Here is a 12,101-nt window from a genome sequence, read left to right on the forward strand (position 1 = left end):
TCCAGTACCGACATGCTGACCATCACCGACGACGCATCCGACGGCCAGATCCCGGCGGCGCGCTCCGGATCCCTCCACTACGAACGTCCGGCCTCGAACTGGTTCGAGGCGTTGCCGATCGGCAACGGCAGGCTCGCCGCGATGGTCTTCGGAGGGATCGAGACCGAACGCATCGACCTCAGTGAATCGACAGCCTGGTCGGGAGCGCCGGCATCGACAGACGTCAATCCGGCGGCAGCCGGCTCGCTCGGGCGGGTCCGTGAGCTCCTGTTCGCGGGCGAGGCGAGGCAGGCGCAGGAGCTTGCAGTGCGCGACCTCCTCGGGCGCCCGACCAGTTTCGGCACGAACCTGCCACTGCCGGATGTGGTCGTCGCGTTCGGCCACGGCGATCGCGCCGAAGGCTACTCTCGGCGACTCGACCTCGACGATGCGATCGTGACCACCCGCTATCTGGTGGATGGCGCCGACATTTCGCGCGAGGTCTTCGCGTCCCATCCGCACGGACTGATCGCCGTTCAGCTCCGCAGCGGCTCCGCGGGAGCGCTGACGTTCCGCGTCGGATTCGCGACCGATGTCATCCCGGGGGCCGTGTCCTCGGATACGGACACGGTGACGTTCGACGGCCACGCATTCGAGACGCTGCACAGCGACGGCACACAGGGCGTCCGCGTCCTGATCAGAGCAACCGTCGCGTCGACGGATGGGACGATCACGGTATCCGGCGACGCGCTCGAGGTCGCCGACGCCACGGTCGCGACCCTCTACATCGCGGTTGGGACGGACTGGCGTGGCGAGCATCCGGACGACAGGGTGGATGCGCTGCTCGCGCAGGCCGCGGCAGACGGGTACGAACGGGTGCGCGCCGACCATATCGCCGACCACGGAGCGCTCATGGCCCGCTCGACTCTGCGCATCGGGGAGACCGATTCCTCCATCGCCGCGCTCCCCACAGACGAACGGCACCGGAGGCTCGCCAGGGGTGAGCGCGACGACGCCCTGCTAGCGCTCTACTACCAATACGGCCGGTATCTGACGATCGCGGGGTCGCGGGCGGATTCGCCTCTCCCGCTCGCTCTTCAAGGCCAATGGAATGACGGCCTCGCCAGCAGCGCCTCGTGGACGAACGACTTCCACCTGGACATGAACACGCAGCAGAACTACTGGGCTGCGGAGCCGACGGGCCTCGGCGAATGCCAGGAGCCGCTGTTCGGTCTGCTGGATCTCCTCGCCGAGACGGGCCGGGTAACGGCTCGCGAGATGTACGGCGCGGACGGCTGGGTCGCGCACACCGTGACGAACGCCTGGGGGTATACGGCCCCCGGTTCGGGCGCCGGCTGGGGGATGAATGTCACCGGCGGCGCGTGGCTGGCGCTCCAGCTCTGGGAGCACTTCGAGTACAGCCGCGACCTGGCGTTCCTCGGTGAGCGGGCGTATCCGGTGCTGCGGGATGCTGCGCGTTTCCTTCTCGACTACCTGGTGCTGGACCCGGAGACGGGTTGGCTCGTCGCCGGCCCGGCCGACAGTCCGGAGAACTGGTACGTTACGGAAGACGGCAGCCCGGCATCGTTGGCGATGGGCAACACTGTCGACCGGGTCTTCTCCGAAGCCATCCTCCGGATTGCGGGGGAAGCCGCGAAACTCCTCGACGTGGACGAGACTCTTCAAGGGCGCATCCTGGTGGCCAGGGAGAAGCTGCCGCCGTTCCAGGTCGGTCGTCACGGCCAGCTCCAGGAGTGGCTGCTGGACTACGAGGAGCACGATCCCGCCCACCGCCACACCTCGCACCTCTGCGCGCTCTACCCCGAGCGGCAGATCGGTCCCCGTGCGACACCAGAGCTCGCTGAGGCTGCTCGGGTGACGATCCAGCGGAGGATGGATGCGCCGGGGTGGGAGCAGGTGGAGTGGGTGGAGGCGAACTTCACCGTCTACTTCGCGCGTCTCCTCGACGGGGATGCGGCACTCCGGCACTACACACGACTCATCACGGACACCAGCGAGGTGAACCTGATGTCGTACTCGGCCGGTGGCGTCGCCGGTGCCACGCAGAACATCTACTCGTTCGACGGGAACGCGGGCGGCACCGCGGGAGTCGCCGAGATGCTGCTGCAATCGGATGGCGAGGTCGTGGAACTGCTGCCGGCGCTTCCCGCGGCATGGAAGGACGGGAGGATCACCGGGCTACGGGCGAAGGGCGGGTACGTGCTCGATCTGTCGTGGAGCGACGGCGTCCTGGACGAGGCGCGCATTGCGGTCGCGCCAGGTGCCACCGCCAAGCCGATCATCGTCCGTTACGGCGATGAGACGCTGCCGCTGGAGCCGACACCCGGGCTCACGACGACGATCAGCCCGCGATAGGTGATGACCCGCGCCCGGATCGGGCGCGGGTCGTCATCATCTCGAACGATGCGCCCCGGCTTTCACGCTTTGCGGACGGTGGTGATGACCGGTGTCGCGTTGGCGAACAGGTCGAGCACAGGGCAATGGGCGTCGACGGCTGCGCGGAGTTCCTGATAGCGCTCCTCGGTTGCCGGACCGGACAGCTCGACGATCAGGCGGACCTCTCCGAAGCCTGCGCGGACCGACTCGTCGAGCCCGAAGAGGCGCGCAGCGTCGAGGTCTCCTTCGGCGGTGACCGTGATGTCGTCGAATGGGATGTTCAGCGCGTGAGCGTAAAGCCGGAATACGACGATCTGGCACGAGATGAGTGCGCCGAGCGCGTACTCGACGGGGCTGGCGGCGGCGTCGTCCCCCGCGAGCGCGGCCGGCTCATCGACAAGGAACGTGTGCTTTCCTGCCGTGATTCGGCTAGCGACGGCACCCGACCCTTCGCCGCGGACCTTGTAGGTGAGGTGAGCGGCGGTTCGGTCAGCGTCGATCCGCGAACCCCACGCCGTCCCGGCTTCAGTGAGCCGCCGGGCGCGTTCAATGGTCTCAGGCGTTGTCTCTTCATCTGCGATGGTCATGGCCACCATGTTCGAGGTGGACTGCTGGTCCGGTCAAAGGCGTCCGTCACACGACGACATCGTCACTGTCCATGGCTTCCGTGAGCGCGCCAACGCCGATCGGGACGACGATTCCGCGTTCCGCATCGACGAGGACCCGCTGGCCATCCGACAGGATGCGTGTGCCGTTGCCGGTGCCCATGATGGCCGGGATTCCCACTTCTCGCGCGACGATCGCGGCGTGCGACGCTGCTCCTCCCGAGTCGACGACCACGGCCGCCGCGATCGAGAAGAGGGGCGTCCAGGTCGGATTGGTGAACGGACAGACCAGGATCTCGCCGGCTTGAAGGGTGGCGAACTCCGCCTCGTCATGAATGATGCGCACACGCCCGACGACGCGCCCGCGGCTAGCCGGCATGCCACGCACCCGTCCATCCGCGTCCGCCGGTATGAACAGCTCCGCCGGGATGACGGTGTAATCATCGAGCGCCGCGATGCGGGCCGCCTTTCGTTGTTCGACGAGGCGCAAAGATGTTTCGTTCGATACTGGGGCGAGCTCGTCGATCGTCAGATACGCGATGTCGTCAGGGCTGGCGAGAGCGCCGCGAGCAGTCAGCCGGCCGCCCAGCTCGAGCAGGATGCGCCGGGCGACGGCCAGAGCGATCTCGAGCACGTACTGGCTGTCGTCACGGAATCCGGCACCCGATCGAGCCGCGCGTAGCTGCCGGTCGATGATCGGTCGGGCGACTCCGGCGCGCCATCCTGGTTCCGCGGCCAGCTCGTTCCTGGCCCGCGCGAGGCGCACCTCGACGGCTCGATCCGGTTTCTGCTCGAGCCCGGCGAGACTCTTGATGAAGCCGTGCACGATCCAGGGCGCATCCCGCAGGGGAGGCAGACCGACCGTGAAGATCGACACCGACCGGTACCCGTATGCGCGAAGATGGTCGTCCACTTCGGCGAGCAGGCTGCGGCCCCCCTCCGACTCCCGCAATCGTGCAGCGATATCAGCCGGCTCCTCTGTGCGGTACACGTCGCGCAGCTCGGGCGTCGCCCGCACGATGGCAGCGATGCGTTCGAGGTCGGCGTTCGTCGAGGTCATCACGCACGGAACGCCTGACATGAGATCGGCGCGAAGGGCCTCGACCCGGTCTCGTCCGACGACCCAGCGCAACAGACCCGCGGCCGTTGCTTCAGCCGCCATGCCGCCGATCAGCGCTCCGAAACGAGACGGCATCAGGCTGCCGACCGTGTCGATCAGCTCGTGGACACGAGCGATCAATGCAGAGTCATCGACGGTGGTCAGGTCCTCTGTGTCGAGACGATGCGCGAGCGGGCGGAACGATTCATCGGTACGGGCGTTCCAGTCGGCCGTTCTCGTGCGCATCAGCCGAAGTGCCTTGGGCAGCACAGCAGGGACACGCCAGATGGCGCGCCAGGTCGGGCGGATCCGAGGCGGCGCGATCTGCGTGACCCCGTCGTCGATCTCGACCAGTACGTCGTCGAGCGTCGGCGAGGTGAATCCTGCCGACGCGATGGAGCCGAGAACCGCTCCGAGCGCCGGTCTGAAGACGAGAGACACATCCATCGGGAACGGTGGGTATGGCATGTGATCCGCGGTGATCGCGAAGGTGCCGAGGCTGTTCGTCAGGCGATCCGCGTCGCGTTTCGCGGATCGCTTCGCGGAACGCATCGACGGGCGACCTGCCTCGGCCGGGCCGCTCGGCGGAGCCTCGGGGAGAGCCGTGAGCGGCCTGGCCTGAACGAGTGCGCAGCGCCCGTTCGCGTATGTCCACTCGATGTCCTGCGGTGTGCCGAACCGTTGCTCGACGTCGCGGCCGAGGGCGACGAGTTGCCTCACAGCGGCGCGTGGGATCGCCGGGTGGCCGGCGACCTGTGCTCCAGTGATCGTGTCGACCTCGAAGTGCTCGCCCGTTGCTTCTCCCGAGACCAGGGCCTCTCCCAGACCGCGAACCGCCTCCACCACGATCCTGTCCCGACGCCCCGATACCGGGTCGGCAGTGAACATGACACCCGCCCACTCCGCGTCGACCATGCGCTGAACCACGACAGCGAGTGCGAGACCTTGTTCGTCCCACGAGAAGCGATCGCGGTATGCGACGGCCCGTGTCGTCCAGAGAGACGCCCAGCAGTCTCGTATAGCGCTCACGACGGCGTCGGCCCCGTGGACGTTGAGGTAGCTGTCGTGCTGGCCCGCGAAGGAAGCACCTGCCAAGTCTTCTGCCGTGCCGGATGACCGGACGGCGACGACCGGCGACCCCAGCTCCTCGTACGCCATCACGATCTGCCCGACGATGCGGTCGGGCATGGAGAGGTTCGGGATGCCGGTTCGTAGTGCATCCGGTTCAGCGCCCGCCAGCCCCGCCTCCTCGACGGACTCGACGTAGGCGGCTGTGGTCACGACGAACCCGTCCGGCACGGGGAATCCGGCGTCGACCAGGGCGCTCAGGTTGGCGCCCTTTCCGCCGAGGAGAAGCGGATCGGCGTGCTCTCCCAATCGAACCGTGTACTCACTCATCGCATCGCTCCGTATTCTTCACCACTTGATGGAGTTTCAGGCTAGTCGTCGCCCGGGTATTGTTCAACAGCCGATGAAGTATGCTGCGGACGTGGAGAATGCGAGCAGCCGACCGGGCAGATGGCGCTCCGGAGAAGACAGCCGGAAGCGCATCCTCGACGCCGCGCGCCGTTGCTTCAATCGCACGGGATACGACCGGACCACCGTGCGAGCGATAGCGGCAGAGGCGCAGGCGGACCCGTCGATGGTCTACTACTTCTTCGGCACGAAGGCGAGGCTGTTCTCCGTGGCGATGGAGCTTCCGCGCAACGTTCCGGAACGTCTCGCGGCGCAACTGGACGGAGAACTCGACGGACTCGGTGAACGGATCGTCCGGCACTTTCTGGAGATCTGGGATGAGCAGGCGAGCGTCGGTCCGTTGCTCGCGCTCATACGCTCGGCACCGACGGATACAGCATCCGCGTCGATGTTCGTGGAGTTCATGAAGCGAGAGATCGTCGTTCGATTGAGCGAGGCGATCGGCGGCGACGACGCAGAACTGCGCGCCGAGATGATCGGGTCGCAGCTGATCGGCCTGGCACTGATGCGCTACGTCGTCGAGATCGAACCGATCGCCTCGGCTCCGGCAGAGGCGATCGCGGCCCGCATGGGCGGTGCGCTGCAGAGCTACATCACCGATGCGGGCCGGACGGACCGCGTTCGACCGCACGAGATCTCTCGTGGTGCCTCGAGACCGTGAGCCTGGGTCCTCAGGCCGTATAGCCCCCGTCGACGGCGAGGGACGCGCCAGTCACGTACCGACCGCCTGGTCCTGCGAGATAGGCGACGGCCGCCGCGATGTCCTCGACCTCGCCGTAGCGACCGAGCGCGGTGAGCGACCGCTGGAAGTCGGCGGTGTCGCCGTCGGCGGGGTTCATCTCGGTATCGATCGGCCCAGGGTCCACCATCGTCGCGGTGATGCCTCTGGGGCCGAGCTCGCGAGCGAGACCGTTCGTCAAGCCGATCAGCGCGGATTTGGCCATCGCCTGGAGTACGGCGCCCGGACCGGGCACCCGGCCGTTGAAGCAGGACCCGATGCTGATGATCCGACCTCCCTCGCTCATGTGCCGCGCCGCGGCCTGGGACGCAAGGAACACCGAGCGGAGGTCGACGGCGAGCACGCGATCCAGTTCGGCGACAGAGACGTCCTGCAGAGGACCGGATGTCAGGAAGCCGGCGTTGTTCACCACGATGTCGATTCGACCGAAATCGTTCACCGTCCTCTCGACGGCGCCGCGCGCAGCATCCGGCTCCGCCAGATCCGCATGGATGGCGGATGCGATACCGCCGTCGTCGCGGATGCGGTTCGCCACCGCGTCGGCGCGATCGGGGGAGTTCGCATACGTCAGCGCGACTTTCGCGCCGGACGATGCGAGCGTGACGGCGATGGCGGCGCCGATCCCGCGGCTGCCTCCGGTCACCAGTGCGACTTTTCCAGCCAGTTCGGCCCCGGACGGCCGCCGGGCGTACAGATCGTTGTTCGTCATATCGCCATCGTGAAACCTTCACATTAGTGTGAGGGTCAAGTGTCCCGCAGGGAGAGGATCAGCATGCGCATCGGAGAGCTGTCCCGGCGCACGGCGACGTCGCGGCGTCAGCTGCGCTACTACGAAGAGCAGGAGCTCATCTTCGCGGAGCGGGAATCGAACGGCTACCGCGACTATCAAGAGGCGCTCGTCGATCGAGTCGCCCAGATCCGCGGCCTGCTCGACGCCGGCCTGCCCGTCAAGATCATCCGGCAGATCCTCCCGTGCCTGCGCTCCCCGTCCGCCATCCATTTCGAGTCGGCGACCCCTGAGATGGTCGCGACGATCGAGGAGCAGCGAGACAAGATGGACGAACGCATCCGCTGCCTGACGCAGAACCGCGACGCCCTCTCCGCCTATCTGGGCGCTGTGACACGACAGGTCGCTCCGGCGAGCCCGCCGGCGCGGTGAGTCAGCTCGACGACGAGGATTCCTGCCCCTTGTCGGCAATCGTGGTGAGAGCAGTCCTCAGCTGCCCGACGGCGTTGCTTCCGAGCATGCCCTCGAGCCAGGCTTCGTATTCGCTGACCACCATTTCTGCTGCGACCAGCAGATCCCAGCCCCGCTGCGTCGGGAGATACAGGCTCGCCCTCCCGTCCGCGGGGTCCGGTCGGTTCTCGACGTAGCCGCGAGCCAGAAGATGTCCGGCGAGCTGGGCGGTGGCCTGCTTCGTGCGTCCTCCGCGCTCCACCAGCGTCGAGAGGCGGGAACCTCCGGGGTCGACCGCTGCGAGCACCGATACGTGTGCGGCGCTGATGTCGGCGTATCCGGCATCGACCAAGCCCTCGTCGAGGAACGCCATGAGTCGTTGGCGCGCCTGCCTCATCAGATCGCCGATCGGGCGCGGCCGCCCGGCAAGGGGATTGGTCAGGTCCTTGACTATCGCAGCAGCATCGGGCATTTTAGTCATGTGCCTGACTATATCTCGAATCCGAGCCATCCTGAGTCGACCCGTGGACCCCGCATGCGCGACCGATTCATCGTCGTGAACGACTGCCGATTCCATGTGATCGAGGCCGGTAGCCGTCAGGCCGAGCCCGTGCTCCTTCTCCACGGCTTTCCGCAGCACGCGTACGCCTGGCGTCACCTCATCGCTCCCCTCGCCGACGACAGGCACGTGATCGCCATTGATCTGCGGGGATGCGGCTCCACGGACGCACCACGACGGGGGTACGACACGTCGCAGCGAGTGGCGGACGTCATCGCACTCCTCGACGCGCTGAAGGTGGCCCGTGCCGATATCGTCGGGCACGATTGGGGAGCGTGGCTCGGGTTCCGGCTGGCGCTCGACCACCCCGATCGGGTGCGACGACTGGTGTCCGTTTCGATGGTGCATCCCTGGGTCATGCAGCGCCATCTCATCCCTCACCTCTGGCGATGGTGGGTGACCGCGTTGTTCGAGATCCCGGGCGTCGGTGAGTGGGTCTTGCGTCGCCGTCCCGAGGTGGCGGGGTGGCTACTCGCCCGCGATGCCCCGGATCGCGGGCTCTGGACGCACCAGCTCCGCGCGATCTACTCGGGCCCGGCGGCGGAGCCGGCGCGCGCTTCGGCCGGGAGGCGCTTGCACACGCAGCTCGTGCTGCGTGACATTCCCCGGCTTCTGCTGGGAGTCGATCGGCGGCGTCCGTTCACGACGCCCACCGTGATCATCGGTGGGGACGGCGATGCGCTGCTGCCGCCGTCGGTGCTGACTGTTCCCTTGCGGCTGGCTGACCGCGTCACTGTTCGCGTGGTCCCCGGCGGCCACTTCCTGCTCGATGAGTCCCCCGAGGAGGTCCTGAACCTGACGGTGCAGCATCTGCGATGACCGGCACCTCAGTCGAGCGAGGGCTCGCCCTCCGCGGGGTCGATGAGCTCTGCGATGACCGGCCGCAGCAGTTCCGCCACGGCGTCGGTGTGTTCGGGCCCGAGCCCATCCAGTTCCAGGATGTAGCGGCTCACCACCACGCCGATGGTCAGGGCGCCGACGAGGCCTGCTCGTGTGCGCGGGTGTGGTGCTGTCAGCTTCTCGGCCACAGCCGCCTGCTGCGCCCGCATCACCGACACGAGGTCGGATGCCGAACCGCGATCGGAGTGCACTGAGCGCAGCGCCGCAAGGAGCTCGACGGGCGGAGACGTGAGCTTCTCTTCGAGGGAGGCGACCAGGTTGGACGCGAGGACGCGGAGGTCTGCCGTGTCGTCCAGTTCGGGCTCGAGGCCGACGGCGCGTTCGTAGAGGTCGGCTTTCGAACCGAAGTTCCGAACGACGAGCGCTGGATCCGTTCGAGCCGCGGCGGCGATGTCGCGCACCGTAGTGGATTCGTATCCACGCTCACTGAACAATCGTCGAGCTTCAGCGAGGATGCGGCGGTCGGTCTCCCTCCGCTGCTCTCGTCGCGTGTTCGCCGGTACGGGGGATGCCATGCATTTGAGTTTACCGCTGTTGACTGAAGCGCTTCGTCGGCTATTCTTGGCTCGATCAACAATTGATGACTGAAAGATGGAATTCGCGAGGAGGATCCATGATTCAGACGCTCGTCCTGGGCTTGGCCGGAGGGGTACTCGTCGCGAACGGCATCCCTCACTTCGTGAAGGGCATCACGAAGGAGCATTTTCCGACACCGTTCGGCGGCTCTCCGGTCGTCAACCTGGTCGGCGGGTGGGTGATGCTCGTCGGCGGTGGAGCATGCCTGGGCTTCGCGGACCTGGGCGGGCAGCCCGTCGGATGGGTCGCCGTGGCGGTGGGGGCGCTCTGTATGGGTCTGTTCCACGCATCCATCGGAGCCTTCGGCCGACGCGACTAGACAAGTCGGACAGCTGGTGCCACCCTGGCGCTTCCGATGCCTCGGTCGGCCTTGCCCAACCGGAACCGAACCTTCCCTTTGAGAACGGTGCCGGACGCCACCTGCCCGTCGACGAGGGGTTCACCGGGAAACAGGGTGAACGTCCACGTGACGTTGCCGTCGCTGTCGGGGATCGATCCTGGTTCGGATTGAAGGAGGCGCGCACCCCAGAGCTGCCGGGTCATGGCAGCACGAGTGTCGACGCCGTCGACCTCGAAGCGCTCGCCGGGGGACCGCGCGATGTCGTCGTAGCTTCCGCCGGCGAGGCCATACGAACCCACGACGGAGACGAACGGCGTCCACGGCAGGGTCGGCACAGTGAGATCGACGCCGGGATCGAGCGACGGATCGACGAAGTCCGATGTCAACCCGGAGTGTTGACTCGCGCGCACCGCGTCGGGAACCCGTCCTCGCGTGTCCAGATGATGGGGCGACGGCACGAGAAGGATGCCGAACTCGACGTCACCGGCGAAGCGGAACCCGTCGAAACGAGCACGGAGTCGGGCTTCGACGTGCGCCGCCGCCTCCCACGCCTCGTCATCCATGAGGTCGGCGATGGCGTCCAGTGGCGAGGGAAGACCTGACGTCTCGACGAGGTCCCTGATCGCCGGGGCCGTGATCCATCCCGATCGCTGCAGACGGGCGAGCTCGCGCTCTCGATAGTCTGACGTCACCATCCGACGATCCTGTCACCCGAAGATCTTGTCTGCCGATATACCCAGCATCTCGCTCGAGAGCTGCACTCCGAAGTCCTCGGAGACCCTGCGCCTCCACGGGCGCGAGACGATGGCGTGCGTGAAGCGCCGCGCGGCGCGGGGCTGCTTCATGATGAGCGACGCCAGCTCGTGGGCACGATCCATGATCTGGTCTCGCGGCACGATCTCGTTGACCAGACCGAGCTCCAGCGCCGTATGCGCGTCCACCGGTGCGCCCGTGTAGAGATGATAGGCGGCACGCTTGGTGCCGAGAGTCTCCTGCAGCGCCAGACCGAGCCCGTCTCCCGGCGCGGTCGCGGCCGCGAAGTGCCCGTCGGAGAACACGACATCGTCGGTGGCGATCGTCAGATCGGCCATCAGCGCGAACTCGGTGTGGAATCGGCTCGGTCCGTTGATCGCGGCGATGGTCGGGACGTCAATCGCGTGCACGAAGTTCTCGATCAGCTTCAGGCCCTCGTAGTAGGTGTTGTACGCGAACTGGTCGGTGGCGCCTTCCGGTTGGAGTCGGCTCAGGTCGTCGGCATTGGGAAAGTCGAGAAAGAGATCGCCCGTTCCGGTGATGATGATCACCTCGTTGGCCGGGTCACCGCCGATCTCTCGCCACGCATTGCCCCATGCGCGGTGCACGTCGAGGTTGAACCGGGCCGGCCCACCGTCCGTGTGCAGGCGAAGCGTCAGGACGCCATCGTGCCTGTCCATGACGAAGTAGTCGGCGAACTCGAGGGAGTAGTGCTCGAACACGGGCTGACCCGCGACCGGGTGACGAGTGGGCATTGGGTGGCCTTCCTGATGATTATCGATGTGCGGAGCAGTGCTCCGTACATCAGAGTACGGAGCAGCGCTCCGGAGATCAAGTGCCATCGACTAAGATCATCCCGACATGAACGACCGGACTGAGACTCAGTGACCGAGAGCGGCGATGTCGGCTGGTCGGCCGCCCGTGCCCACGCGGCGCGAAATCGAGACAGACTTCTGCAGAGTGCCGCAGAGGTCTTCGCGCGCGACGGCGTGAATGCCTCGCTTCGCGACGTCGCGAGACGGGCCGGCGTCGGAATCGGAACCCTCTACAGGCGCTTCGAATCGCGCGAGGCCGTGCTGGCAGCCTTGCTCGCGGACAGTTTCGCGTCGCTCAATGCTCTCGGCGCCGAGCTCGAATCGCGCGACGACGCCACCGGGTCTTTGATCGAGTGGTTGAGCGCGCTCACCGACGAGATGCGCGCGTTCCCCGGCGTTCCGGACCTGGTCGTCAGGGCGATGGTCGACGACGACTCACGACTCCATGAGCTTTGTCGGAACATGGCCAGAACCGGAGGTGCGCTGCTTGCTCGTGCGCAGTCCAGCGGAGGCATCCGCTCCGATCTGACGATCGCCGACCTGCTCAGGGTGTCGGCCGCGATCGCGACGATCGAAGAGCAGGGCGCCGAACGGCGGAAGTCCGACGAGTCGACGGCATCACCCACGGCATCCCGGATGCTCGACATCGTCCTCGACGGCCTCCGCCCGCGGTCGCCCTGACCCTC

13 protein-coding genes are annotated in these 12,101 nt (G+C 66.8%); 6 read left to right on the top strand and 7 right to left on the bottom strand.

The features are described from left to right. Window positions 1-12 precede the first annotated feature (12 nt). Window positions 13-2,355 carry a glycosyl hydrolase family 95 catalytic domain-containing protein gene (locus ACIRCZ_RS18330; RefSeq protein WP_402855680.1) on the top strand — a complete coding sequence of 781 codons (2,343 nt, stop codon included), beginning with the start codon at window positions 13-15 and terminating at the stop codon, window positions 2,353-2,355. A 62-nt stretch (window positions 2,356-2,417) separates the two neighbouring features. Here the strand turns inward: ACIRCZ_RS18330 and ACIRCZ_RS18335 are convergent, their stop codons facing one another. Together ACIRCZ_RS18335 and ACIRCZ_RS18340 are read right to left on the bottom strand one after the other, a co-directional pair. After that, a complete protein-coding gene (locus tag ACIRCZ_RS18335) occupies window positions 2,418-2,963 on the bottom strand; it encodes an OsmC family protein (RefSeq protein ID WP_055891420.1) in 546 nt (181 codons plus the stop codon). Window positions 2,964-3,009: 46 nt separating this feature from the next. Beyond that, window positions 3,010-5,478, bottom strand: a complete 2,469-nt coding sequence (locus tag ACIRCZ_RS18340; RefSeq protein WP_402855684.1) for a PEP/pyruvate-binding domain-containing protein — start codon at window positions 5,476-5,478, stop codon at window positions 3,010-3,012. On the opposite strand from ACIRCZ_RS18340, the gene ACIRCZ_RS18345 reads away from it, so the two are divergent. Continuing rightward, the gene (locus ACIRCZ_RS18345; RefSeq protein ID WP_200949524.1) at window positions 5,465-6,217 is read left to right on the top strand and encodes a TetR family transcriptional regulator; all 753 of its coding nucleotides are present in this window, start codon (window positions 5,465-5,467) and stop codon (window positions 6,215-6,217) included. The genes ACIRCZ_RS18340 and ACIRCZ_RS18345 overlap by 14 nt on opposite strands. 10 nt (window positions 6,218-6,227) lie before the next feature. Here ACIRCZ_RS18345 and ACIRCZ_RS18350 read toward each other — a convergent pair whose 3' ends face one another. Next, window positions 6,228-7,004, bottom strand: coding sequence for a 3-oxoacyl-ACP reductase family protein (locus ACIRCZ_RS18350; protein ID WP_055889595.1), 777 nt, complete (start codon window positions 7,002-7,004; stop codon window positions 6,228-6,230). Window positions 7,005-7,067: 63 nt separating this feature from the next. Here ACIRCZ_RS18350 and ACIRCZ_RS18355 point away from each other — a divergent pair, with 63 nt between their 5' ends. Beyond that, entirely contained in the window at window positions 7,068-7,454 is a 387-nt protein-coding gene (locus tag ACIRCZ_RS18355) for a MerR family transcriptional regulator (RefSeq protein ID WP_055889598.1), read from the top strand. 1 nt (window position 7,455) lies between these two features. Here the strand turns inward: ACIRCZ_RS18355 and ACIRCZ_RS18360 are convergent, their stop codons facing one another. After that, window positions 7,456-7,953, bottom strand: a complete 498-nt coding sequence (locus ACIRCZ_RS18360) for a MarR family winged helix-turn-helix transcriptional regulator (RefSeq protein WP_402855690.1) — start codon at window positions 7,951-7,953, stop codon at window positions 7,456-7,458. Window positions 7,954-8,007: 54 nt separating this feature from the next. Here ACIRCZ_RS18360 and ACIRCZ_RS18365 point away from each other — a divergent pair, with 54 nt between their 5' ends. After that, window positions 8,008-8,850, top strand: coding sequence for an alpha/beta fold hydrolase (locus ACIRCZ_RS18365; protein WP_402855693.1), 843 nt, complete (start codon window positions 8,008-8,010; stop codon window positions 8,848-8,850). A gap of 8 nt (window positions 8,851-8,858) precedes the next feature. On the opposite strand, the gene ACIRCZ_RS18370 is transcribed toward ACIRCZ_RS18365, so the two are convergent. Next, complete coding sequence (locus tag ACIRCZ_RS18370; RefSeq protein ID WP_402855696.1) at window positions 8,859-9,446, bottom strand: TetR family transcriptional regulator; 588 nt, start codon at window positions 9,444-9,446, stop codon at window positions 8,859-8,861. A 98-nt stretch (window positions 9,447-9,544) separates the two neighbouring features. Between ACIRCZ_RS18370 and ACIRCZ_RS18375 the strand changes: the two genes are divergently transcribed. Then, window positions 9,545-9,826 carry a hypothetical protein gene (locus tag ACIRCZ_RS18375; RefSeq protein ID WP_402855699.1) on the top strand — a complete coding sequence of 94 codons (282 nt, stop codon included), beginning with the start codon at window positions 9,545-9,547 and terminating at the stop codon, window positions 9,824-9,826. Here the strand turns inward: ACIRCZ_RS18375 and ACIRCZ_RS18380 are convergent. Then, entirely contained in the window at window positions 9,823-10,410 is a 588-nt protein-coding gene (locus ACIRCZ_RS18380) for a hypothetical protein (protein WP_402855701.1), read from the bottom strand. The two genes, ACIRCZ_RS18375 and ACIRCZ_RS18380, sit on opposite strands and share 4 nt — an antisense overlap. 144 nt (window positions 10,411-10,554) lie before the next feature. Further along, the gene (locus ACIRCZ_RS18385) at window positions 10,555-11,355 is read right to left on the bottom strand and encodes an enoyl-CoA hydratase/isomerase family protein (protein ID WP_402855704.1); all 801 of its coding nucleotides are present in this window, start codon (window positions 11,353-11,355) and stop codon (window positions 10,555-10,557) included. A 129-nt stretch (window positions 11,356-11,484) separates the two neighbouring features. Between ACIRCZ_RS18385 and ACIRCZ_RS18390 the strand changes: the two genes are divergently transcribed. Then, window positions 11,485-12,096: a TetR/AcrR family transcriptional regulator gene (locus ACIRCZ_RS18390; RefSeq protein ID WP_402855707.1), complete on the top strand. Its 612-nt coding sequence runs from the start codon at window positions 11,485-11,487 to the stop codon at window positions 12,094-12,096. The last annotated feature ends 5 nt before the right edge of the window (window positions 12,097-12,101 follow it).

Source organism: Leifsonia sp. NPDC102414 (assembly GCF_044765685.1).
Classification (GTDB): domain Bacteria; phylum Actinomycetota; class Actinomycetes; order Actinomycetales; family Microbacteriaceae; genus Leifsonia.

Excerpts from the sequence above, each read along its gene's own strand:
- ACIRCZ_RS18330 (WP_402855680.1), top strand. The coding sequence starts at position 13 with ATGCTGACCATCACCGACGACGCATCCGACGGCCAGATCCCGGCGGCG.
- ACIRCZ_RS18335 (WP_055891420.1), bottom strand. The coding sequence starts at position 2,963 with ATGACCATCGCAGATGAAGAGACAACGCCTGAGACCATTGAACGCGCC.
- ACIRCZ_RS18340 (WP_402855684.1), bottom strand. The coding sequence starts at position 5,478 with ATGAGTGAGTACACGGTTCGATTGGGAGAGCACGCCGATCCGCTTCTC.
- ACIRCZ_RS18350 (WP_055889595.1), bottom strand. The coding sequence starts at position 7,004 with ATGACGAACAACGATCTGTACGCCCGGCGGCCGTCCGGGGCCGAACTG.
- ACIRCZ_RS18355 (WP_055889598.1), top strand. The coding sequence starts at position 7,068 with ATGCGCATCGGAGAGCTGTCCCGGCGCACGGCGACGTCGCGGCGTCAG.
- ACIRCZ_RS18360 (WP_402855690.1), bottom strand. The coding sequence starts at position 7,953 with ATGACTAAAATGCCCGATGCTGCTGCGATAGTCAAGGACCTGACCAAT.
- ACIRCZ_RS18365 (WP_402855693.1), top strand. The coding sequence starts at position 8,008 with ATGCGCGACCGATTCATCGTCGTGAACGACTGCCGATTCCATGTGATC.
- ACIRCZ_RS18370 (WP_402855696.1), bottom strand. The coding sequence starts at position 9,446 with ATGGCATCCCCCGTACCGGCGAACACGCGACGAGAGCAGCGGAGGGAG.
- ACIRCZ_RS18375 (WP_402855699.1), top strand. The coding sequence starts at position 9,545 with ATGATTCAGACGCTCGTCCTGGGCTTGGCCGGAGGGGTACTCGTCGCG.
- ACIRCZ_RS18380 (WP_402855701.1), bottom strand. The coding sequence starts at position 10,410 with ATGGATGACGAGGCGTGGGAGGCGGCGGCGCACGTCGAAGCCCGACTC.
- ACIRCZ_RS18385 (WP_402855704.1), bottom strand. The coding sequence starts at position 11,355 with ATGCCCACTCGTCACCCGGTCGCGGGTCAGCCCGTGTTCGAGCACTAC.